This window comes from Bacteroides ilei, from assembly GCF_900128495.1.
Taxonomy (GTDB): Bacteria; Bacteroidota; Bacteroidia; order Bacteroidales; family Bacteroidaceae; genus Phocaeicola; species Phocaeicola ilei.
The window spans coordinates 1,395,663-1,417,998 of sequence record NZ_LT635801.1 but is presented as its reverse complement, the minus strand read 5'-3'; the positions used below and the strand labels follow the sequence as shown (position 1 = coordinate 1,417,998).

Here is a 22,336-nt window from a genome sequence, read left to right as displayed (position 1 = left end):
AAGGTTTATAATAAAGAATCGGATAAACAACAAATTAAGGATATAAGAATATGACGAAAAATATCATTTTCATTATTGCGGCGCTTTGTTCGCTGCAAGCCCGTGCGGATGTACAACCCACGGAAAGGGATACTGTACACCGCACGTACCGTTACGATGACACAGAACTGCTGCAGCCGTTACAGCCCTTATACCTTGACGGAGTGGTCGTTCCGGCACGGGGAAACGGCAATTGGTTTGTCAGTATCGCCGGAGGTGCGACAGCTTTTCTCGGCACGCCGCTCGGTTGCGAAGACCTGTTCGGGAGGTTGAAACCCTCGTACAGCCTTGCCCTCGGCAAGTGGTTTACCCCGTGGGTAGGTGCACGCATAAATTACAACGGGTTGCAGTTCAAGGACGGCACGCTGGCCGTGCAGGAGTACCATTATCTCCATGCGGATCTGCTGTGGAATGTGCTTGGCGGCAGCTATGTCCGGCAGAAACTGGTGCGCTGGCATCTGGCACCCTTTGCGGGTATCGGACTGCTGCACCATGCGACCAACGGGCATAACCCGTTTGCAATCTCCTACGGCATACAAGGGCAGTATCGCATTTCCAAAAGGGTAAGCGCCCTCATGGAACTCTCCGGTACGACCACCTTCCAAGACTTCGACGGGTATGGCAAGGCGAATCGGTTAGGCGACCACATGCTTTCACTCACTGCCGGATTCTCTTTCCATATCGGCAAGGTCGGCTGGAAACGGGCCATAGACCCAAGCCCCTATATCCGCCGCGATCGGCAGCTCGTCGATTATATCAATGTACTGTCGGAACAGAACAGCCGCTACGCGGGACAGCATGACAAGGATAGCCGGACGCTGGCCGAGCTGAAGAAGATACTGGAAATCGAAGGATTGCTCGACACGTACAGCCATTTCTTCGATGATGACGATGCTATCGAGCGCAAAGGTTATCCGAGGAACAATTACAGCGGGCTGAACTCCCTGCGGGCAAGGTTGAAGAACAAGCATTGGAACGGAAAATCACCATTGGAAGGACAAGCCCCGAATGGAAATGGCCGGGCAGACAGCCTGCAGCACTGGCCGGATAGCGTGCCTGGTCTCGGAACAGGACAGTTCGAGAATCTTCCCGACAGCACTTTGGCAGACTATGCCGTTCGGATGCAGTCCGGACGGGAATGCATCGGTGCTCCCATCTTCTTTTTCTTCGAACTCGGCACGTCGCACCTGACAGACCCCTCCCAATTGGTCAATCTCGACGAACTGGCGAGAGTGGCGAAGAAGTACGGGTTATCGGTAAGCGTCATTGGTGCGGCTGACAGCATGACCGGGACAGTATCCGTAAACAATGCCTTGAGCGTATCGAGAGCCGGTTATATCGCCGAGGAATTAATCAAACGAGGAGTGCTGGGCGACAAGATAGTCCAAACTCACCAAGGCGGTATCTCCGATTATACGCCCAATGAGGCCAACCGACATACAAAGGTTATGCTGTATTTCAAATAATACTTTTTGTTCATACGATGTGCAAACAATTTATTCGTTTATGGAGAGCCGGTCTGCGAAGATCGGCTCTTTTTTTGTTCGCCCTGCATGAGCGGATTGCTTTAGGTGGCCGAACGCACCGCAATAAACACTGATTGTCGGTAAATAAAAAAATAAGCACCCGATTTTACACCTAATAAAGTAAAATTGGTCGTTTTTGCTTTATTCAAGCATATAACATAATTCTGCCACGTTATGAGGAGAAGGGTGGTTTTCAAATATTACGGAAATAGCCCCAATAGCTTCTTTATATTCACCTTTTCCGCAATAATGTATTGTCGGAGTATATTTTGGCATATTTTTACATTTAACGATTATCACTATATTCTCAGGGTATAAAATTACGGAGATTTATTCTATGATCAACGAATTTTATAAGAATTTGTATTGCAGCAAGAAAAATATATGCTTGAAGACAAGAATACTTGTCATCGTAACAAGCCTAATCGTATGAGTGACTTTAATTCCATAAACGGATATAATCTTCTGCAAGAGTGTTTGTTATTCCTTTTTTTTGTACTTTTGTATTCCATCATGTTGAATCATAATTTTTTACGTGCCAATGAATATGCAAGACTCTTATCTGACCTCGAAGCCGCACTACGAGATTCTGGACGGACTGCGCGGTGTTGCGGCTGCCATGGTAGTTGCCTTTCATCTGCTGGAAGCGCATTCCGGCGGCAATCATCTGAACCAGATTATCAATCATGGCTATCTGGCTGTCGATTTCTTCTTCATGCTTTCGGGGTTCGTCATCGGCTACGCATACGATGACCGTTGGAACAAGATGAGCACGGGAACCTTCTTCAAGCGCCGTCTTATCCGGCTGCAACCTATGGTGGTCATGGGAAGCATTGTGGGAGCCGCGCTCTTTTGGTTTCAGGAAGCTCCCTGCTATCCGGCAATGGAGGGCGTGTCCGTCGGCACGGTACTGCTGGTCATGCTGTTGGGCTGTACACTGCTGCCTCTGCCTCTAAAATGGGACATCCGGGGATGGATGGAAATGCATCCGCTGAACGGACCGGCATGGTCGCTTTATTACGAATACATCGGCAACATACTGTACGCCTTGTTTATCCGCAAGTTTAGCAAGACGGCGCTGACCGTCCTCGTGGCGATAGCAGCGTGCTTTACGGTACACCGTTGCCTCACAGCGCCTGCCGGTGACATCGTGGGCGGATGGGCTTTGAACTGGGAACAGCAGTACGTGGGACTGATCCGGCTGATGTATCCCTTCTTCGGCGGGTTGCTCTTGTCTCGGCTCGGCTGGCTGATACGCACCCGCAAGAACGCTTTCCGGTGGTGCAGCCTGATGATAATCGTCGTGCTTTCCGTGCCTCGTATCGGCGGGGAGGAGGGTTATTGGATGAACGGGCTTTACGAGGCTTTCTGCATCATCTGCATTTTCCCGGTCATCGTCTCGATGGGGGCGGGAGGCAGGATAACGGGCAAACGCTCCGCTGCCGTATGCAAGTTTTTGGGCGACATATCCTATCCCGTCTATATCACCCACTATCCGTTGGTCTATATTTATACGGCATGGGCGTTCAACCGTCAGGCGACGCTTGCCGAAGGGCTTCCTTACATGCTGCTCACTTTCATGGGGGCTTTCGCTCTTGCCTATGCCTGCCTGAAGTGCTATGATCTCCCGGTGCGCAAATGGCTCACGGAACGTTTCTTGAAGAAGAAATAAAAAGCGGTAAAGAAATCCTACATTTATTATCGTATTTCTATCGGATGACAGATAAAGTTCCGGCGCCGATGGTGTTTCGCGGACGACACAATCGGATAACGCGTACCCAAATGTCTATTACCGTTTCGCTGATAGAAGAAAAGCCCCTTGATGCCTTTGCTTGCCATAGGTTCGAGGGGCTTTTGGGGTGGCTGCAAACCTCTTTTTGTTGAATAGGTTCTTTCGATATTGTCACACCTTTTTCTATCCCGACCGACGTATAAAACGTGCGTGTGCATGTCGGTTGTACAGGCCAAAGACATACCGGGGGAATAAAAACAGCACTGCCCGCCTGTAAAGGGGTTTCCTACAGACGGGCAGCGAGTAAAGTCGGCCTTAAAGCCGGCGGTTGTCATTCGATGGTAACGCCGCTGGGCGGTACATAGGCCGCACGGATGCGGAGGTAGGTGCCGGTACGGGGGGCTTTGCCGGTGGTGCCGTTCTCACTCGTGTACGTATCGTCCCAGTCACTTTCTGCATAACCACCGTCTGGCAGGGCCTTGGTGGCACGGGCATAACTGTTGTCCTCATAGTAATCATATGGCCAAATACCAACCCGTCTTTTCCCCGCCGCCGATGACCAATAAAAATTGTTTTGAAACTCCGGATATGTATTGTAATAGGAGGTTAGTATGGCCTCTAATTGGCGAATGCCGGGCAAGAACCAACCGGAAGAATTGGTCATGCCCTGTACGACTCCGTTGTCATTGCGCTTGTTCTTGTTGTAGCAATACTCCGCAGCAGAACGGGGCTTTTCGTTCAGGTTCATTGTTGATTGTCCTGCTTTCGAAATAATATGCTGGGTAGCTTCAGCCCCGTTGTAATAGATATTGCACCAAGTTTCATCTTTTCCTTGTATGACCAAATTCCAACCCAAGTATTCTCCATTCAACCCCCATTCCAATCCGTCATAGATATAATTCCCTTCAAACTCGTTCAGGGGGTCGTAATGGGAAATATACTCTTCGTAGGCTTCTACATAGATTTGCTGCGTGGGATTGTCGTCGTCTCCCGGCACGGTTACCGGCAACAGACCGTGCTGTACGATTTCAATGGTACGGATGCGTGGCGTTTGCGTCTTGTCGTCGGTGTACGAGATGTTTACGGTGGCGGTGCGGTCTTTCGTGCTTAGGTTTTCGTCCAAGTAGAAATAAATACGGTCACGGTTCGTCTTAATGGTATATTCGGTATTATTCGCAAGGGTTTTGGTCACCAAGTCCGTGGTGAAGTATTTGCGTTTGCCGTTTCCCGCAGTCCATGCCTGTCCGGTCGCCAAATGGGTATCTGCACTCATGTCGTCAGAGAGTGTTCCATACTCCATATTTTCGGCGGGCACACGTTCCATGCGTATCCAAGTGTGACTTTCCGGGTCGGCTATGCTGACGGTCATCTGCGGATTTGCCTCCTTCTTGAAAAGGTACACGTCCAAAGGCGTGACACAGTAGTGGGCATCGTGCTCGCGTTCGCGCAGCATGGACAGGTAGAACGGGTTGTTCTGCTCGGTGATGTTGACACGGGCATCGAAGGTGATGTGGTCCGGGTTGTTACCCACATGGGTCAGCCCGCTGATGACGATGTTATTGGCATAGTGCCTGTTGCGTATCACCTTGAAGTCCTTCACCGGGTCACCTCCGAGATAGAAGGTGTATTCGGCCTCGATGGTGGTGTTATCCTGTCCTGCAGGCAGGGAGGGGTCGCCGTTATAGGTGGTGTAGTAGGCTCTCATCTTGAAATAGGTGGCCTTGCTGTTTTCATTCACTAACTTCGGCTTCCATCGCTGTTTGTCAACATCGTCTACCACTCCGGCCGGATACTTATAGCTCTCCGGATCTTCGTCCGGGGCAATCATGTTCTCGAACATGTAGAAGGTAAGGGAGGCGGCCCCGCCGTGGTTGTAAACGACGGCATCGCTCGGTATGTTTTCTACATTGCGGTATGGTTCATCGGTATTCAGCTTGGTCTGGCCATCGGCAGGCTCTGTCAGGGGCACGGCGGTAGGCATGTTGTACACGCCCCATTCCGCAATGGAGAGACGGGGCAGTTGTCCGCTCTCGTCCGAGTGGTCGGAATCGATACTGATGTTGATGTCGATACGGGCCATCAGTGCCTTGAGTTGCATCGTGAGGCTTCCCTTCTTGGTGAGGTCCACGGTAGTCGCGCTTTTGCCTGCCATCGGCATTCCCGTGCTGGGCAGGGTCGTGATGGCATCGTGGGTATCAGGGGTGTAATTGGCAGGGTCGTACACGAACGCTTCGAGCAGCTCCTTGGGAGTTTTCCCGTCTTTGCCCCCTTGGGGGAAGTTGTCGGGATAACCGTCACCGTCGGCATCGGCTACCACTTCCGGAGTCACGTTGGCCAAGGCGTAGATGGTGGTTTTTTGGGCGAGCGTTTGATCTACAAACACGTCCGTAGGAATGCTGACATTGCTCGTATTCGCCGACGGAGCCATATACGGCGAGAATACTTTCGTGTTGCTCGATTGCAGATAGTCGTCGTTTTCGTCGAAGAAGAACAGGTAGAGCTGGTTGATACGCTTCTCCTTGTCGTCCTTGGCGATGGCCGAGCGGGTGACGACTTGTTGCGGCAGCATGTTTTGGCAGACGGCCTCGATGGTGAATCCGTCGCCGGGCGGAACGGTACCGCCGCCAAAGTCCTCCTCCGTGGTGCAGGCTGTCGGCAAAAGCATGGCGGCCACCGGCAGGAAGTAATAAAATATCTTTTTCATCTTTATGCTGTTTTCAGTTGTTGCTTTATTGGATTGAGACGTCGCTGTCGCCCCCGTCTTCCCAGAACTCGTCCTCGGCGGCGATGAAGTTCAGCGCGAAGGTTTCGCCCACGAAGTTAAGCTGCGCCGTATAGCGGACGCCCGCACGGGGCTGGAACTGCGTCGGACGTTCGGCAGAGGCGTTCTTTGCTTCCCCCCTGTAGGTGTATTCGACATGGACCTTCACGTTCTCGCCGAAATAAGTGCCGTCCGTGGCGTTGCTCAACAGAAGCAGGTGTTTGTCGCCTATCAGGGGGACGGAACTGTTGGGAGCTATTGCAAACCCTTCCTCGTTGTTATATATCACGTATGTGCCGGGATAGGTGCCGCTGTAGGTGTAGAATCCGTCTTCGTTGGTGTTCTTGCTGAAATCTATGGTAATCGAGCGAGTGAAGTTGCCCGACAAGGTAACGCGCTTGACGGTAACAGTTTCATCATCTCCCCCGTAATTGTAGTTGTTCACGGCGAAGCCCAAGCCCGTCATGATATGGCTGAAATTGAAGCGCACGTTTCCCGTGGTGCGCAGGTGGTTATAGACGACGGAGACCATCGCGTCGGGCGTCTCCTTGTCGTCCAACGTGGTAGTCGCTACATCGCCCGTCTCGGCGAACGGCATGGTGAACGTCAGTTTCGGCACGCCCCGTGTGGTGGCATTGGTAGGACTTTCCACTGTAAAATCGTCCATCGGGTAATAGGCGAAGAAGGTGTACCGGTAGTTGTCGGGGGAGATCGCCTCCTGATTCTGCGTCGTGTTGTACCATTTTCGTGGGCCGCCACTGTTATTATAGTCATAAGTGCAGGCCGAGCCGTTGTAGGTGACGGCTTGATTGAAGAACACGTCGGGGAAGGCGTTGCCGCTCTTGTTGCCCCAGTTCGCGCTGCCCGATGCCCAGTCCATTTCGGTGTCGCTACCGCGCTGGTAGGGCACGCAGTAGCCCAATACACCGAATGTGCCGCCGGTAGGAAATGCGTCGTGGAACGTGCTCCGGGTGAGTTCCTCCACGGTAATGGTCGGGGCGGCAAAGCGGATGGCGTCGGAACTGTCGGCTTCGGGCTGCGCCCATTCCTCCTGCTGGCAGGCGGCGCAGAGGAGCAGGAGGGCCGGAAGTATGTATCGTTGCTTCATTTGGATGTTCATTTTATCGTCAGGTTACAGATAGCTTATAATAAGGTTATTGGGTCACGTCGATGGTTACGTTCCCGCCTATGGCGTCGCTCCATGCGTTGACCGTGGGCGGGTCGAACACGATGTAGCCTCCGCCGGTGAGGGTGAACGAGTAACGGTAATGGTTCGCCGCCTCCCACATGCTCACGGTGGTGGCAGGCAAGGTGTAGGAAGCGGACTTTTCTGTCTCGGCATCGGTGTCGTAGATGACGGTCAGCTTCACCCCGCCCGCAAGCGATTGCGGAATGAGCAGCAGGTCGCCCGACACGTTCGCGTTTCCGGCAGGGGTTACGTTGGTCTCTTTCTTCACGCTGACCTTCCCCGTTGTCGTGTTGTTCCACGCAGTTTCTGCGTTGTCGTCGTAGTCGCCCTTGACAGCCAGCCCCTCAAGGGAGATGGAACGTACCGTGGCGTTGCCTCCCTCGCTGCGTGCCACGAAGGTGAGGCGTGCCAGCAGATGTTGGAATTTGAGGGCTACCGCACCGGGAGTCTGGCCTGCCACGACGGAAATACCCGTCTTTTTCGCCGTCATCAGGTCGTACCCTTTCGTGGCGTCGAAGCCGTTGACGGTAAAAGTGCCGTCCGTGCAGGCGACAGAGGACACGGCATCGCCCAGCGTCTCCGCGGATGGGTAGAGGGCGTAGAAGTCGTAGGTGTTACCGGGGAGCCAGTATCTCGTGCCCTCGTAACCCCACATGCCGGAAAGGCATGTCACCTTCTCGGCGTCAAACACGCTCGTGGCCGTACCGCCCGTCACGGCGGTATAGCTGCCCCAAACGCTGAACGAGTTCCCGTCGGTCTGCATGTCGTCTGCGTCGTCGATGGCGGCTCGTGTCACGGCAGGACCGGCGAAACGGATCGCCAGACTGTCATCGCCTGCCTCCATGTCCGGACCCGTGCTTTCCGTACAGGCTCCCAGCAGGCAGGCTACAGCCGGTATGAACAAGGTCTTGAATAGGTTGTTATTCATAATCATACATTGTTTCTTTATATCCGGTCATTTCTGATGCTACCGGCAGCGTAAAATTAAGGAGTGATACTCCCGTTAGTGGCCATGAGGGGACATTCAACCCCTCATAACCTGATGTGATGTCTTTAGCTATTTGCAAGCAATCATTCTCCGACCTCATTCGGAGTTACTGGAGTTTGGTCCACGTCTGTCCAGTCTTCCACAGCATCGACCTTGAACTCAATTACCTGTTGTTTCAAATCCGGGTCAATCTTGCTGCCGTTGATTTCAACCGTATAGTTGTACCTGAAGCCCGGAGTCCATTTGCCTTTTTCTGTACCTTCTTTATCTCCTTGATAGTTCAACTTTCCGGTGAAATTATTTTCTGCTATTTTCCCTGATTTATCAGAGAATATCGCGGTAAAGCTAACCGACAACTCTGTGTTGTCTTGCGGAATGACGAAGCAGGTCGTCGAGTGAGAATCGTCTTTCACCGGCTCCGCAATATCCTCTATTGTTTCGAAATCATAGTCCGCCTTTGGGACACTTGCAGTCTCCCAAGCGATAGTCGGTTTCTCCACCTTATAAGTCGCTGTACCCGTAGCGGTTTGTACCGCGTTCACCTTGATGTTTTCGATTTTCATGATGTAGTCATGGGAGTCCGTGTTCGTGAAGGTGAACTTCACCTGAGACAGCATGTGGTAGAAAGATAAGCCTACCGGAGTATTATCAGAAGCTTGTGCGGTCTTTTCATCGGGTATGGCCACGATCAGGTCTTTGGCATTGTTTGCCGTGTAATCTGTGAACGTCAGTTTCTGCTCACCCTCGATGAAATCCACGTTCTCGTTCTCGATTTTGCTATTCCCATCAGAATAAGCTCCGAAACGATACTTCTCGCCCGATTGCCAATAAGCGGTCTGTACAGGATTCCAACCTGATTGATCTCCCACATTTCCTCCTGTTACCTCGACATTGGTATACACGGGAGTCCACGTGCCCTCTCCATAGTTTCCGAAAACGAAGAACTTGTTAAGATTTTCTTCCGTTGTTTCGGTCACACTACTTCTCGTTGAATGGTTCACGAAAGTCTCGAACTGGATTGCCCGGCTCTGCGGCATATCCACGACTTCTTCATTCGAACAGCTTGCCAGTGCTGCTACAGCCACGCCAAGCATCAAAAAACTTTTCTTCATAAGATGTAAAAATTAAATTAAAAATGGTTATTCCAGTACCTGTTATTTTATTCGTTTCAGTCGAGGGGCAGCGGTATGTCCACCCATTCTCCCCAGCCGTCCACATCCACGTCAAAGCTGCCTCCGCCTTCCAGACCCTCGTCATCGGAAATCGACAGCCCGCTCACGACGATAACGCCGCCCCGTGGTTGACCTTTTACTTGGTCGGTGACATCGAACTCGAAGGTCTTGAACTTGCCGTTCACCATTCTCACCTCCAAGTTCAGGCTGTACCGCCGCCCGTCCGTATCGCCTCGCCCGTAATGTTCTCCCGGGTAGTCGGGCACGCCGAACGACTGTACCAGAGCTTCCGCTCCATAATCTTCCAGTGTACAGTCGAACAGTACCGTGGCCGCGTTTTCCCCGGTATGCCCGTCGTTCAGGTAGACCGTTTCGGCCATGCCCGCCAAGGCTCCGCGTGCCAAGGCCACGTATTGTTGTCCGCTTTCGAACTCGTAGCGTATCATATAGGTGTAAACCAACGGACGCAAGGTAACCGGCAGCTCCGTCGGGACAAGTGTCTTTTCCGCCGTGTATTCTTCCATGTATGCCCCGTAAAGCATGTCGGGCTGGTTCACGGTACGTTCCCCCGCGTGCAGTTCCCGGTAAGAACTCCGGGTCACGCCTCGTGTGGTGGCAGTGGCGGATTCCGAGGCGGCCACACCGTCGAACACGATATATTCCGTATCATTGTTGTAGAACAGCAGCTCGTGCGTGCCTTCCGGCATGGCAACCCGTCCTCCTTCATCGGGCAGGTTGCTCTCCATACGTTGTCCGTCGCTGGTATAGACTTGGACGCGTATTCCGTCGGCCGGAGCAGGGCGCAAATCGTCATAGTCATGCTTCCAGTCCTCTTCCCACAATTCTTCCCAGTCATAGGTATAAGCACGTTCCCATTCCTGTTCCCAGTCGGAAGAGAGATTCACCTTCACGGACAAGCCATGTTCGTCATGATCGTAACACAGGTCCTTCCGGCAGCTCGTGGAAAGGAATGTCAATCCGGCGAGCGTGAGTCCCATGAGGGTATATCGTAGCGTTGTTTTCATCGTGCGCCTCCTTTCTTTTTACCGGTATCCCACAACCGCCACACGAGGGCAAACTTCAGTTTCAACGGGCCGAAGTAGTTCATCCGGTTTGTCTGCTGGTACACGTAGTGTCCGTCGATGGGAAGGTATTCCTCGTACTTGCTGTGCATGTAGCCCACCCCGATACCGGCCTCTAAGGAGAACCGCCGTCCGATGGGGAACATGTAGCCGTAGCTGACACCCACCATTTCGGCCTCGCCCTGATAGCCCTCCTTGCCGTTTTCGAGGTCGTACCACGTGAAGCCCCCGAACACGCCGAGGTAGTGGCCGTGCCACGGGTTGCCTTGCTTCTGCCCGAACCACCAGCGTCCCTCCGGGCTGATCGTGGCCACTTGGTAATACTTGTGCCTGCCATCGTTCTTCCACCACGCTATCTCGCCTTCGAGGTTCACCGTCCAGCGGTCGGCAATGCGGTATTCGACTTCGAGCGAGGGCATCAGTATCGCGTCGTAGAGCAGGTTGGTCTTGACGGCCAGCCGCTGCACCGTCGGTCTTTGCGGTTGCACGGTCGCTTCCTGCCGCACCGTTGCTGGCTCGGAGGTCGTTTCCGCCACGCTATCGGGTTGCAGGGCCGGTTCCGGCTCTTTCACTTCCGCCTCTTTTCGGGAAATAGTCACGGGCGATTCCGATTTCCGGTAGCAGGCCACCGAGAGACTGGAACGCAAATCCGGGAAGAAGTTCTCCTGCATGTACACGTAAGGCCGTCCGCCGCGCAGCTCCATGAGCTGTTTCTTTCGTCCGTCCACCACGCGTCCGGATTCATCGAACACCCATACCGGCGTGTGATCGAGGATGTGCAGTACCTCTTTTTTATAAAGCATATCTGAGGCAGCGACCATCCGGCGCAACATGTCCCACGCGATACCTTCGCCATGCATACTGACGATACTGTCGGGGATTCCGGCATGGCGCACGAGATAAGCTTTCAGGGAGTCGGCCCTGCGCTTCGACAGCACCTCGTTAAGACGGTTCGCACCGTCGGGTGATGCCCACGAGCGTATCACGACGTTTTCGAGACGCCCCGTCCCGTGTTCTTCGCGCAGAATGCGGATAAAACGCTCCAATTCCGTGCGGTTGTCCCGGAAGAGCACGTCCACGTTCCTGTGCCCCTGCCGGTAATGGATACGGGCCGAGTCCAGCTCCTGCGCATGAACATACCCGCCACAGAATAAAAGCCGAGTCCAGCTCCTGCGCATAAACATACCCGCCACAGAATAAAAGAAATAATAATAGTATTCGTTTCATTGTCATATTCCGTCTATGCCAATTTATATCAGCTATTTATTCAATTCCCTGTACGTTTATCCGTGCCGTTCTTCCCCTTTAAAAGGATAAAAAGCACCAAACCAACAAATAATCAGCCGGATAACTGTCAGTTGTGCCGGTTTATTTGTTGGTTAAATCGTTCATTAAAAAAGCTATCGGAAAAAAGGTCGTATTATTCGGACACTCCGGGAAAATTTGTCCTGCTCAAAGAGTTGAAACGCAAATTCTTGCAGATTTTCTTTGTGGATAATTTCTATTTTTGTAGCTTTGTGGCTGAAAACGAACGATTAAACCAACGTAAAATCATACCGTCCGTTTTTGCGACTTTCCTTTCCGTCTTGTCTCTTTTTCTTTCATGGCCTTGTCTATTTCCTTATAGCGGCTGCGGAATTTCAAGAACGTATCCCGCGAGATGTCGAAACGCCTGCATATATCGGTAATCGTACAGTCTTGCTTCAACATGCCGACGACGACCTTCCGGTTTTCAATCAACACGTTCATTTTCGTGTAACTGCCTTTTTTCCTGCCGAGAACGACACCCTCGGCTTTCCGCAAGGCAAGCGCCTCCTTGGTGCGCATCGAAATCAGGTTGCGCTCAATCTCCGCCACCAGCCCGAAAGCGAAACAGAGTACCTTGCTATTGATGGAGTTGTCGAACGAATACCCCTCTTTGGTGGTGTAAAGGTTGATTCCTTTCTCCAGACATTTGCCCATGATGGCCATGAGGTCCGTCAGCGTGCGGCTTAGACGCGACACTTCCGTTACAATCAGCGTATCGCCATGTTTCATGCGCCGTATCAGCCCCCCTAATTTACGGTCGCACCCCTTCTTTTTGCCGCTGGCGACCTCCGTTACCCACTGGTTAATGGAAAGATTTCTACTGTCGGCGAAACGCCGGATTTCATCTTGTTGATTAGCCGGGTTCTGTTTGCCCGTACTGACCCTTAAATAACCTATTATCATATCCTTAATTATTTTACGGGAGCGACATTGCTCCCGTCTGATATAAATAAGGCATGATGGTTCGAAATGAAAGGATTTTGTGCGTAATTGTAGATATAACATCTTATTTTACACCTGTTTTAATATCTTTCCGTTATTTCTTTCCTCTTCTCTTTTCGTCAGCACTCCCTTGTCGGTTGGATTTTCCTATGCAAAGGTACAGCGGTCGTCCGGCATCAAGCACCGCCGTGCTAACGGCTCGTGGATTGCCCGGAAGCCTTCCCAAATCAGAGATGTCCTTTCAGTCCCCCGCCATGCTTTGCCTGTCGGGTTGGGTATTCCGTGAAATCCCCGGCTGTTTGCTTGCCTTCCCGTCCTTTCCCCGCTGTCTGACCTGCATGTAAAATCTCTCCCGACAAGGAAAGCCGAAAGGCTTCCGAGAGGAGGGAAAAGAAAAACAATATTTAACGAACCAATAAAAAATTACGATTATGCCAAACTGGTGCAGTACAGCGTATGCCATCGAAGGCGACGCACAGGAAATCAAAAAACTTTACGAGTTGATGAAAAATTTGCAGGAACGGAAAGAGCCGTCCGTAGAAAACGGCTTCGGTACATCGTGGCTGGGCTGCCTCGTGGATGCCTTGGGCGAAGACTGGAACAAGGTGAGCTGTCGGGGAGACTGGGCGAACCTCGAAATAGAGGACGAAACCCTCCGCTTTACGACAGAGACGGCATGGGGACCGTGCAATGAGACACTCGACCTCGTATGCGAGAAATTCCCGTCGCTCCGTTACTATTACCAGACGGAAGAGCCGGGCATGGGCATTTACGAGACCAATGACAGCGAAAGCAGATATTTCCCAGACAAGTTCCGTGCCGAGGTATATACTCTCGAAGATGAGTATTATAGCGAATACTTTACCAATCGGGAAGCCATGTTCGAGTGGCTGGAAGAAATCTTCGGGCAACCCGTAACCTCCGAAACGGATGTGGAGCGTATCATGGAGCAATGGAAGGAAAAAAATGAGCAGGTTTATTGCAGCGTGGTCAAGTACGAAATTGTGGAATAAAATTCGAGACGACATGAAAACCTATCATTGGAAAGAGTACGGTTTCATCGGGACAGTGCCCGACTTTGCCCGACATCTCGGAGTATGCAAAAGTCAGACTTTTGTCAATGCGGTGCGGAGAGTTTCCCGACACGTATATAACTGTATGAGTGCGCGGGAACAGGCGGAATATGAAGAGAAGCGGGAGCGGGTAAAACCCGCTTTCCGCCTCTATCTCGACCAAGAGCATACGCAATTCGTCACGGTCACGAAAGAGGAATACGAGGCTATCGACCTGCCCGTGGTGCAGGAGGAAATCGGAACATTCAAACTGTGTTACAGAAACAGAGTCCTGTCTGCATCGTTTGTAGGGGATAACCGTGATGAAATCTCTGTGGCATCTGCCATGAAAAAATACAAGGAGGAAGCCGTGCGTTTCGCCGAGCAAGGCATGTTGGCCACGGGTTACTTCAATACCCGTCTGTACTCGGAGCAGTTCAAGGTTGAAATAAGCTATACAGCATTGGTGTTTTTACACGGACTGGGATTGCTCGTTCCTGCCTTCCTCCTGCTTCCCGGATGGCTGGGAGTAAAGGGAATCTGGCTTTCCATGCCGCTTACTGAAATAACGACCTTATTGCTCGTCTTCCTTTGGCAGTACCGTATGAAATAGAATAATAGCCCAAAAGCCTGAGAGGCAAATGGGCTATTAAAGCTATTTAACAAGCTATTCCGCATTGAAAGCCTTTCGGAAGAACGTTTCTATCTTGTCGAAAGGAATCACGCTTAGGTTGTAGTACAAGTCGGTATGGTGCGCCGGATACGATCAGCAGCTCCTTGTTGCCGCCTTTCAGGCGCTTGAAGGTGTTTTCCCTGAAATAACGTGAATGCGTCTTCTCCCGTGCATCCCCGATAGTCTTACCTTCACCGATTTCCACACCGGGCAGAAGATAATGCCGCCACCTATCCATACATTTTGCCCAGATTTTAATTGGTCCTACCTTAATAAAGCACCTGCAGAGATCATAATTATTAATACTGGATTAATATTTATGTAAAGTTGAAGAATGAAATAAACGTAAATTGTTATTTTTGTGACAAATTATTAAATAGACTTTACCATGAAAAAGAACTCAGTAAAAATATGGGCTATTTACCTTTTAGCCGCAGGAAGTCTGATGGCATGTGGAACACAAGACATTCAGACCGGAAACCTGAATGTCATCCCGTTGCCGCAGGAAATTGTAGAAACCCCGTCGGCGGCACCCTTTGTCATCAACTCTTCCACCACAATTTGTTACGAAGAGGGCAACGAGAAACTGGCAGGCACAGCCCGTATGCTTGCAGGTTATATCAAGGAAGTGACAGGAACGGAAGTCAAAATAGGAACTAAGGCTGGAAAGAACTGTATTATCCTAAAGGTCGATCCGTCCATTACACACAAAGAAGGCTACGAACTGAATGTTTCGGTCGATGTCATCACCTTGACAGGTGCTACAGAAGCAGGTGTCTTCTATGGCTGCCAGACCATACACAAGGCACTCCCCATAACGGATGGAAAGGCGCTTGCCTCACTGCCCGCAGGAACAGTGAAAGACTTTCCGCAGTACAACTATCGCGGCTTTATGATAGATGTAGGCCGTCATTTCTTCCCGAAGGAATACCTAAAGGAGCTGATAGATGTCATGGCACTGCACAACATCAACTACTTCCACTGGCATCTGACCGAAGACCAAGGCTGGCGTATTGAAATCAAGAAATATCCAAAACTGACTGAAGTCGGCTCTTACCGTAAGGAAACAATTACTGCGCCGGGGTCCGGGAAATTCGACGGTACACCGGTCAGTGGTTACTACACACAGGAAGACGCCAAAGAAATTGTAGCATACGCGGCAGAACGTTTCATTACGGTCATTCCGGAAATAGACATGCCGGGACATATGTTGGCAGCACTGGCTTCTTATCCGGAACTGGGATGTACAGGCGGTCCGTATGAAACGGCTACAAAATTCGGTGTTTTCAAGGAAGTGCTTTGCGGAGGAAACCCTCAAACACTGCAATTTGCCAAAGACGTGGTAAACGAACTGATGGATATATTCCCGGATGCACCTTATATTCACATCGGAGGAGATGAATGCCCGAAAGCGGAATGGATGAAATGTCCGAAATGTCAGGCCAAGATTAAGGAACTGGGACTGCACGACACTGAAGAACACAGCAAGGAGAACCAGCTTCAGGTGTACTTCATGAACGAAGTGGAAAAGGAAATTGCCAAACGAGGCAAGAAAATGCTGGCATGGGATGAGATTCTGGAAGGCAATCCTAATCCGGAAACCACGACCGTCATGGCATGGACAGGCATAAAGGCATCCGTCAAAGCCGCACAACTGGGACATTCCACTATCGTCTGCCCAATCAGCCACCTGTATTTCAGCAATCCGGGTTATAACCGCCTGAAAGGCATCAGCAGCGTAGAACGCGTATATATGTTCGAGCCTCAGTCGGAGAAGCTGACCCCGGAAGAAAAGAAGAATATCATCGGAGTGCAAGGATGCATCTGGACGGAATGGACAAAGGACAGCGTGAAAATGGAATGGCAGATGATGCCGCGTATCGCCGCGCTGAGTGAGTTGCAGTGGTGCAATCCGGAAAGGAAGGACTTGAACGGATTTCTGAAACGCCTCCGTCACCAGATGGATTTATACGAATTGTACGGCTATCATTACAAAGAAGACATAGAGGATGTGACAATAAGTGTCAAGCCTAAAGGACAGGACGGCATTGCGGTTGTCGAACTGAATACATTCGACAATGCATCGGTCTACTACACACTGGACGGTTCCGAGCCGACAAGCGAATCGCTCCGGTATACGGAACCATTCATGATAAATCGGACAACGACCATCAAGGCACGAGCTATCCGCAACGGGCGTGAAAGCAATGTAACCGAAGAAACTCTGACGTATAATCTGGCTACCATGCATTCCATCACCCCTTGAGTTCAACTTATAAATGCAACTTTTTGGGTGCGGATAATAAGCAATAAAAACATTTATTTTTCAGAGAGGAAAGAGAGACAATGTCCCCCTTTCTCTCACTCTGAATGGATAAAGTTTGCTATCTTTGCTTTAATTGTCCGTCCAAAGAAAAAAAAGTTGCAGATGAGCAAACATATAACCGAGGAACAAAGGTATGCAATTTCTATGATGTTGCAAATACCGATGAGCAAAAAAGCAATAGCGGAAGCTATCGGAGTAGATAAAAGCACTGTTTACAGGGAGATAAAGCGCAATTGCGACGCCCGAAGTGGTAGCTATAGCATGGAGCTTGCCCAGCGAAAAGCAGACAGGCGCAAGCAGCAAAAACATCGCAAGGAAGTGCTTACACCGGCAATGAGAAAACGGATAATAAAGCTGTTGAAGAAAGGATTCAGCCCGGAGCAGATTGTCGGCAGGAGCCGCTTGGAGGGAATTGCGATGGTATCTCACGAAACGATATATCGCTGGATTTGGGAGGATAAGCGGCGGGGTGGCAAACTGCACAAATATCTTCGCAGACAAGGTCGCAGGTATGCCAAACGTGGTTCTAAAAATGCAGGGCGAGGATTTATCCCAGGCAGGGTGGATATTGATGAGCGTCCCGAGATAGTGGAACTGAAGGAGAGATTTGGTGATTTAGAGATAGATACAATTATTGGTAAGAACCACAAAGGTGCCATTCTTACCATTAACGACAGAGCAACAAGCAGGGTCTGGATACGCAAGTTGTCGGGAAAAGAAGCCATCCCGGTAGCTAAGATTGCAGTATGGGCACTGCGGAAAGTGAAAAACTTAATACACACAATTACGGCTGACAATGGAAAGGAGTTTGCAAAGCACGAGGAAATTGCGCAAAAATTGGAAATAAAATTCTATTTTTGCAAACCATACCACTCATGGGAACGTGGTGCCAATGAAAACACCAACGGGCTTATCAGGCAGTATATCCCAAAGGGTAAGGACTTTAGTGAAGTAACCAACAAACAGATTAAGTGGATTGAAAATAAACTCAATAATCGACCTCGTAAAAGACTTGGATACCTCACGCCAAACGAAAAATTTAAACAAATTATTAATCAGAATTCTGTTGCATTTGCAAGTTGAATTCAGCCCCTGAAATGCGAACCCGACGAAAAATATACCTATCAGGGAGCAAACTTGCTGGTAGACGGCTTGCAGGGTGACGATAATTATCGTTCGGGACGCTATATCGGTCTTTACGGACAGAACTTCGATGCAATTATCGACTTGCAGGAAACGAAAGAAATATCTTCGGTCTCACTCGGCACATACCTTGTTCCGGGAGACTATATCTTCGGTCTGACCGGTTTGGAAATATATGGTTCTAACGACGGAAGCGCATACAGCAAGATTGCCTCGAAGACCATACCGGTACTGGAAAAAGGCAGCAAGAACAATGTACTGAAACGTGATACGGTAAGTTTCGGAAAGACCAAAGCACGCTATGTACGCATTATCGGAAAAAACACTCCGGTACTTCCGAAATGGCATCCGGGTGCAGGTAAACGAACTTATCTATTCCTTGATGAGATTACTATCGACTAAATTTAACAGACGATCACCGGAATAAGCCATCGACCGTATCATTACATAAAAGGGGTAACTCAAAAGTCAAATTTCATAAGGATGAGCTTATAAACAGTAAGTTAATGCCTTATTATTAAGAGCCTTGTCATGGCCCCGAGTAAACTGCACCCCGAAAGTTAGACAAAAACTTTTGGAGTGCAGTTCTGTTGATTCGAGGGGCTTTCTATATCATCTGTTTCCACGAGACAATTTTCTGTTTTAGCCGTTGTCCGTATCCTTTATATCATCGGGCTTTCCCCTTTATTTCACTGTTGTATCTTATCTTATTCTTTCCCTTATCTCGTTTCTGATACTCCCTTCCGGCTGGATTTTTCCATGCAAAGGTACAGCAGGTAAATCCGACAGTTTCACGCTTCAGTTGTTCTTCCTGTGGCATGTACGGATTCGGAAAGAACCTGAAAATCTTGCACCGTTCAAATACGCTTTGGAAGCCTGTTGCTTGGATAATGTACAGACTTTCAGTCGCCGATACATCACGCTCGAAAAAGCATTGCTTCATTGCCTGAACGGTTTCAATGAGAATGCGGTCATTCCGAACCGTTACCAATCCCTGCAAAACTATTTTTGCAGACATACACATGGCAAACGCTAATCCCCGGCAGAGGATTGTCTTGCAGTACAAGTCTCCGATCCTGTAAAACAGGTTTCGGAGACTTTATTCTGCACGGTCATTTCTCCGGTTGTCTTTCTATGTCGGCAGCTTCCTTGTTTAAGCCGGTACTCTATTCCTCTTATATTCAGCCGAATTATTTTTTATTCTATGATTTTTATTATAATTGTGTATACTTTAATGTTACTATTCATTCAATTTTACCCACTTTCGTTGGTTAGTACCAGACTCCATGACAAGACATTTTCCGTTTTCTATCATGTAAATGTGGGCATATTGGCAGGGGACAACCTCTTTCCCCTGCCGGTTGACAACACCGTTCCGGTACGTGTATTTGGCGACAGCTTTGACCGCTTCGGCATACTGGCCGCCACCCAAGTTGAAGCTTTCAATGCGGACATATCTGTCACAAGGAATAACCAACTTGGCTTCTTCTACGGTAGCACGTCCGGCAAAACCATCCTTTCCGCTTCCTTTGATATAAAGTTTCAGCCAATCGTCATATACATACATTTCATCATAGATTGGCTCGAGCACAATATTTCCGTCCGGGTCTATCATGCCATATTTCCCATCAAGGGAAACTTTGAGCAGGTTGTCCCTATATTGCTCTATTTTGTTATAAACTTGGGATGTGACTTGCTTGCCTGTCCGGTTATCCACCAGATAACAAAGACCGTCTTTATAAAGCGCATACCTGTTTCCCGGCAGTGTTCTCGAATAGTCGTATATGGGCGGAATGACCTCTTTTCCGTTCGAGTCAATGTAGCCAACCTTGTCGTTGAGAATGACATGGGCAAGGTTTCCGTCTGCAAACGCACCTATTTTCTCGTATTTGCATGGTGCCAGTACATTGCCTTCAAAGTCCATCAGACCGTATCTGGAATTATACGAGATGCGGTAATAGGGAGTGTCGTCTTTCGTGCGCAGCACTATCAGGGGCTTGCCTTCTTTATCCTCTATGGTATAGTAACCGTATTGGCAGGGCAGAATCATTTGTTTCTGCGCATTGAGGAAACCCTCCCTGCCGGCTTGGTTAACAACGAATAGCCCGCTTTTCAGTTGTTCTATTTTATCGTATTCAAACGGCACGAGCACTTTACCCTCCGTATCGATGATGCCTGTCTTTCCGTTCTTTACCGCATAGGCTTCGTGTGAGGCAAACGGCGTGATACGTTCATAAATGCAGGGAATGATTTCCCGGTTTTCCTTGTCGATGAAACCATACAGCTCCTCTTTTGCCACCAATGCCCTGCCTTGGTGGAAGTAAGCAGCCTGAGTATATTGCAGCGGGATGACGATTTCTCCTTTACGGTCTATGTACCCAAAGTACCTGCCCACTTGCACTACTGCCAAATCTTCGGAAAATTCTTCGGCATAATCGTATTTGCCTTCTATCCATTCCTTGCCTTTTTCATCGACATAGCCGAATTTCCCGTTTTCGCAACGGTGCGGTATAAGGGTAGATGGTGGTTGACTGTTACATGACACTATGAGCATAAGCGGAACAGCCAAGAATAAATGTTTGAGCATACTTCTGATCGTTTTCATAAATCTAAATTAGGTTGGACGATGTTTAATTTATTCTGATATATTGAGAACCCTCCTTTCGCCACGTCTTGCCTGAACCTGTTACATCTTTGTAGATTCCAAAGCCATGTTCGTAGGCTTCATACGTACCGTCATAATCTTCAATTATGATATTTCCGCGACTTCCATTGCTCCCTCCACTGCCGGAGAATGCTGCCAGCCCCAGCCACAGTAAAGCTCCAAGTATCAAGGTGCTCAACATTCCAAGAAAAGAAATTCCCAAACCAAAAGCAAACATCGTGAACGAAAGGCTCATCCAAATACCACAATCTCTTAACAAATAGAGCAATACTGCCATATAGGCAACGAAAGCAAGTACGAAATGCCAAGTCTCGTTAAAGAACGGAGCTCCTGGCGAATCAGGGGTGATACTGTCGTATCTATTGTAATTAAAAATACCTAAGAACAGGATTACTCCTACAATGATAAAGATACCAAACAGAAGTTTTCTCCAAAAGCCATCGAAAAGACTGCCCGTAAACTCCCGGTAAATAGTGTACTGGAAGAACAGGATGCCAATAGCTACAAAAAAATTGATAATAGTAAATATCCATCCTACATCCGAAGGGTCGCAGAACCAGACGAGTGCGCTGTCACTCCCAGCTCCGAACATGAACAGTTCAGCCCCGCCCCATAAAAGGCAACCTGCGTGGAACAACGATCTGGTATCTGTACGTAGTCCGATGAAGGCAATGACGGCAAACAGCAATATGGCAAAAGGGGTATAATGCCGGAGTTCGGAAAGACCGACTGTGGAGTAAGATGTTCCAGCCGGAGCAGCCAGAGTGGAGAAAGGCTCAAGGTATTGTTCATGCACATAGCCCGTGCGACCGTCATTCAAAGACACTTGTGCCCAATCATCTTCGCACGCCGTCACCTGCACGAGATCTCCATTGGACAACGACCCGATTTTAGCCCCACCCGGTGCATTGCGCACATTGAGCGTGGAGTTAACGTTTACCCGATATAGACCGGGAGCAATGGCGGCAAAAGCGGTCATCGCAAAAAGGACTACCGCCAGCATTAATAAAAATCTTCTCATGGCAAAACGAACGGTTTATCAAATGACGACTGGCGCAATCTCCATAAGACTGCCGCACATAATGCAATCCAACACAGGTCGATGGCAATATACCCGCATGGCAGCGGAAACATGTTCAGCAGGATAGATACCACCATAACTGTCGCACCCGCAATGCCTAATACTTTGTCTTTCTTAAACAGTAAGGCAAAGACAATGGCAAATGCCAAGAAAGCTGCCCAAAGCGCCCAATTACCGTAATAATTCAAATCGTTCATCCAATTCCAATTATTCCCTACACGGGACGAAAGCAGAAGCCACATAAAAGGATAATCAGACTTGCCTTCCGTTTCCCAATAATTCTCCAAAGAACGGTACATTTCATCTCCGTCAAAACTGGATACCATATACAAGTCGTAAACGGTATTCACCAAAATCGGAACGAGACTGACACACCACAGCACAAAAGCCGTTTCGCCCAGCCACTTGTTTACGTGTACTTTCACTTTGGCGAAGAAAAGCGTCGTGAAGAAATAAAAGCAAACTGTGTAAGGAAAGTTAAGCCACACATAAAGAGGATATAGGGTAGTCGTGCTGTTTCCTCCGAACTCACTATACCAACCAACCTTTACCATTTCATCCTTACCGAAACCGGACAGGAACATCAGATTGACTAACAGCACATACGCCGTAGTCAGCAGCATTGCGGTTATAATTATTTTCGTTTTCATATCCATA

17 protein-coding genes and 3 pseudogenes are annotated in these 22,336 nt (G+C 49.5%); 9 read left to right on the top strand and 11 right to left on the bottom strand.

Annotation, left to right across the window (positions count from 1 at the left end; genetic code table 11):
• Nucleotides 1-50: 50 nt before the first annotated feature.
• From BQ7489_RS06165 to BQ7489_RS06160, 3 genes and pseudogenes are all read left to right on the top strand, one after another.
• Nucleotides 51-1,505, top strand: coding sequence for an OmpA family protein (locus tag BQ7489_RS06165; protein WP_004294370.1), 1,455 nt, complete (start codon nucleotides 51-53; stop codon nucleotides 1,503-1,505).
• A gap of 361 nt (nucleotides 1,506-1,866) precedes the next feature.
• Nucleotides 1,867-2,003, top strand: a pseudogene (locus tag BQ7489_RS17995) (IS982 family transposase); the annotation flags it as partial.
• Nucleotides 2,004-2,106: 103 nt separating this feature from the next.
• A complete protein-coding gene (locus tag BQ7489_RS06160) occupies nucleotides 2,107-3,237 on the top strand; it encodes an acyltransferase family protein (protein WP_007219402.1) in 1,131 nt (376 codons plus the stop codon).
• A 391-nt stretch (nucleotides 3,238-3,628) separates the two neighbouring features.
• Here the strand turns inward: BQ7489_RS06160 and BQ7489_RS06155 are convergent, their stop codons facing one another.
• The 7 genes from BQ7489_RS06155 to BQ7489_RS06120 form a co-directional block, all read right to left on the bottom strand.
• Complete coding sequence (locus tag BQ7489_RS06155) at nucleotides 3,629-6,001, bottom strand: DUF4906 domain-containing protein (protein WP_071148893.1); 2,373 nt, start codon at nucleotides 5,999-6,001, stop codon at nucleotides 3,629-3,631.
• Nucleotides 6,002-6,026: 25 nt separating this feature from the next.
• Nucleotides 6,027-7,166, bottom strand: coding sequence for a fimbrillin family protein (locus BQ7489_RS06150; RefSeq protein WP_007219403.1), 1,140 nt, complete (start codon nucleotides 7,164-7,166; stop codon nucleotides 6,027-6,029).
• 46 nt (nucleotides 7,167-7,212) lie between these two features.
• Nucleotides 7,213-8,181: a fimbrillin family protein gene (locus tag BQ7489_RS06145; RefSeq protein ID WP_071148892.1), complete on the bottom strand. Its 969-nt coding sequence runs from the start codon at nucleotides 8,179-8,181 to the stop codon at nucleotides 7,213-7,215.
• A gap of 137 nt (nucleotides 8,182-8,318) precedes the next feature.
• Nucleotides 8,319-9,347, bottom strand: a complete 1,029-nt coding sequence (locus tag BQ7489_RS06140; protein WP_004294375.1) for a fimbrillin family protein — start codon at nucleotides 9,345-9,347, stop codon at nucleotides 8,319-8,321.
• Nucleotides 9,348-9,403: 56 nt separating this feature from the next.
• Nucleotides 9,404-10,432, bottom strand: coding sequence for a DUF5119 domain-containing protein (locus tag BQ7489_RS06135; protein WP_004294376.1), 1,029 nt, complete (start codon nucleotides 10,430-10,432; stop codon nucleotides 9,404-9,406).
• Nucleotides 10,429-11,667 carry a DUF3575 domain-containing protein gene (locus BQ7489_RS06130; RefSeq protein ID WP_317042549.1) on the bottom strand — a complete coding sequence of 413 codons (1,239 nt, stop codon included), beginning with the start codon at nucleotides 11,665-11,667 and terminating at the stop codon, nucleotides 10,429-10,431. Before BQ7489_RS06130 ends, BQ7489_RS06135 begins: the two co-directional genes overlap by 4 nt.
• 373 nt (nucleotides 11,668-12,040) lie before the next feature.
• Nucleotides 12,041-12,700 carry a recombinase family protein gene (locus BQ7489_RS06120; RefSeq protein WP_004294378.1) on the bottom strand — a complete coding sequence of 220 codons (660 nt, stop codon included), beginning with the start codon at nucleotides 12,698-12,700 and terminating at the stop codon, nucleotides 12,041-12,043.
• Between the two features lie 470 nt (nucleotides 12,701-13,170).
• Between BQ7489_RS06120 and BQ7489_RS06110 the strand changes: the two genes are divergently transcribed.
• Both BQ7489_RS06110 and BQ7489_RS17750 read left to right on the top strand, forming a co-directional pair.
• Nucleotides 13,171-13,752: a hypothetical protein gene (locus BQ7489_RS06110; RefSeq protein WP_007219405.1), complete on the top strand. Its 582-nt coding sequence runs from the start codon at nucleotides 13,171-13,173 to the stop codon at nucleotides 13,750-13,752.
• Between the two features lie 13 nt (nucleotides 13,753-13,765).
• Nucleotides 13,766-14,404: a hypothetical protein gene (locus BQ7489_RS17750; protein ID WP_007219406.1), complete on the top strand. Its 639-nt coding sequence runs from the start codon at nucleotides 13,766-13,768 to the stop codon at nucleotides 14,402-14,404.
• A gap of 54 nt (nucleotides 14,405-14,458) precedes the next feature.
• Here BQ7489_RS17750 and BQ7489_RS17385 read toward each other — a convergent pair.
• Nucleotides 14,459-14,630, bottom strand: a pseudogene (locus BQ7489_RS17385) (alpha/beta hydrolase); the annotation flags it as partial.
• 222 nt (nucleotides 14,631-14,852) lie between these two features.
• Here BQ7489_RS17385 and BQ7489_RS06100 point away from each other — a divergent pair.
• The 4 genes and pseudogenes from BQ7489_RS06100 to BQ7489_RS17745 all read left to right on the top strand — a co-directional run.
• Nucleotides 14,853-16,730: a beta-N-acetylhexosaminidase gene (locus BQ7489_RS06100; RefSeq protein WP_007219408.1), complete on the top strand. Its 1,878-nt coding sequence runs from the start codon at nucleotides 14,853-14,855 to the stop codon at nucleotides 16,728-16,730.
• A 162-nt stretch (nucleotides 16,731-16,892) separates the two neighbouring features.
• Complete coding sequence (locus tag BQ7489_RS06095) at nucleotides 16,893-17,873, top strand: IS30-like element IS4351 family transposase (protein ID WP_005794072.1); 981 nt, start codon at nucleotides 16,893-16,895, stop codon at nucleotides 17,871-17,873.
• Nucleotides 17,874-18,335 (top strand): discoidin domain-containing protein, encoded by a 462-nt coding sequence (locus BQ7489_RS06090; protein WP_080707532.1) that lies wholly within the window; start codon nucleotides 17,874-17,876, stop codon nucleotides 18,333-18,335.
• A gap of 370 nt (nucleotides 18,336-18,705) precedes the next feature.
• A pseudogene (locus BQ7489_RS17745) lies at nucleotides 18,706-18,969 on the top strand (hypothetical protein); the annotation flags it as partial.
• A 204-nt stretch (nucleotides 18,970-19,173) separates the two neighbouring features.
• Here the strand turns inward: BQ7489_RS17745 and BQ7489_RS06080 are convergent.
• The 3 genes from BQ7489_RS06080 to BQ7489_RS06070 are packed head-to-tail and all read right to left on the bottom strand — an operon-like array spanning nucleotide 19,174 to nucleotide 22,329.
• Complete coding sequence (locus BQ7489_RS06080) at nucleotides 19,174-20,520, bottom strand: WG repeat-containing protein (RefSeq protein ID WP_007219411.1); 1,347 nt, start codon at nucleotides 20,518-20,520, stop codon at nucleotides 19,174-19,176.
• Nucleotides 20,521-20,563: 43 nt separating this feature from the next.
• On the bottom strand, nucleotides 20,564-21,619 hold the full coding sequence (locus BQ7489_RS06075; RefSeq protein WP_032541073.1) for an SH3 domain-containing protein: 1,056 nt from the start codon (nucleotides 21,617-21,619) through the stop codon (nucleotides 20,564-20,566).
• Nucleotides 21,616-22,329: a hypothetical protein gene (locus BQ7489_RS06070; RefSeq protein ID WP_225651448.1), complete on the bottom strand. Its 714-nt coding sequence runs from the start codon at nucleotides 22,327-22,329 to the stop codon at nucleotides 21,616-21,618. The genes BQ7489_RS06075 and BQ7489_RS06070 overlap by 4 nt, the downstream gene beginning before the upstream one ends.
• Nucleotides 22,330-22,336: the final 7 nt, after the last annotated feature.

Excerpts from the sequence above, each read along its gene's own strand:
- BQ7489_RS06165 (WP_004294370.1), top strand. The coding sequence starts at position 51 with ATGACGAAAAATATCATTTTCATTATTGCGGCGCTTTGTTCGCTGCAA.
- BQ7489_RS06160 (WP_007219402.1), top strand. The coding sequence starts at position 2,107 with ATGAATATGCAAGACTCTTATCTGACCTCGAAGCCGCACTACGAGATT.
- BQ7489_RS06155 (WP_071148893.1), bottom strand. The coding sequence starts at position 6,001 with ATGAAAAAGATATTTTATTACTTCCTGCCGGTGGCCGCCATGCTTTTG.
- BQ7489_RS06150 (WP_007219403.1), bottom strand. The coding sequence starts at position 7,166 with ATGAAGCAACGATACATACTTCCGGCCCTCCTGCTCCTCTGCGCCGCC.
- BQ7489_RS06145 (WP_071148892.1), bottom strand. The coding sequence starts at position 8,181 with ATGATTATGAATAACAACCTATTCAAGACCTTGTTCATACCGGCTGTA.
- BQ7489_RS06140 (WP_004294375.1), bottom strand. The coding sequence starts at position 9,347 with ATGAAGAAAAGTTTTTTGATGCTTGGCGTGGCTGTAGCAGCACTGGCA.
- BQ7489_RS06135 (WP_004294376.1), bottom strand. The coding sequence starts at position 10,432 with ATGAAAACAACGCTACGATATACCCTCATGGGACTCACGCTCGCCGGA.
- BQ7489_RS06130 (WP_317042549.1), bottom strand. The coding sequence starts at position 11,667 with ATGCGCAGGAGCTGGACTCGGCTTTTATTCTGTGGCGGGTATGTTCAT.
- BQ7489_RS06120 (WP_004294378.1), bottom strand. The coding sequence starts at position 12,700 with ATGATAATAGGTTATTTAAGGGTCAGTACGGGCAAACAGAACCCGGCT.
- BQ7489_RS06110 (WP_007219405.1), top strand. The coding sequence starts at position 13,171 with ATGCCAAACTGGTGCAGTACAGCGTATGCCATCGAAGGCGACGCACAG.
- BQ7489_RS17750 (WP_007219406.1), top strand. The coding sequence starts at position 13,766 with ATGAAAACCTATCATTGGAAAGAGTACGGTTTCATCGGGACAGTGCCC.
- BQ7489_RS06100 (WP_007219408.1), top strand. The coding sequence starts at position 14,853 with ATGAAAAAGAACTCAGTAAAAATATGGGCTATTTACCTTTTAGCCGCA.
- BQ7489_RS06095 (WP_005794072.1), top strand. The coding sequence starts at position 16,893 with ATGAGCAAACATATAACCGAGGAACAAAGGTATGCAATTTCTATGATG.
- BQ7489_RS06080 (WP_007219411.1), bottom strand. The coding sequence starts at position 20,520 with ATGCTCAAACATTTATTCTTGGCTGTTCCGCTTATGCTCATAGTGTCA.
- BQ7489_RS06075 (WP_032541073.1), bottom strand. The coding sequence starts at position 21,619 with ATGAGAAGATTTTTATTAATGCTGGCGGTAGTCCTTTTTGCGATGACC.
- BQ7489_RS06070 (WP_225651448.1), bottom strand. The coding sequence starts at position 22,329 with ATGAAAACGAAAATAATTATAACCGCAATGCTGCTGACTACGGCGTAT.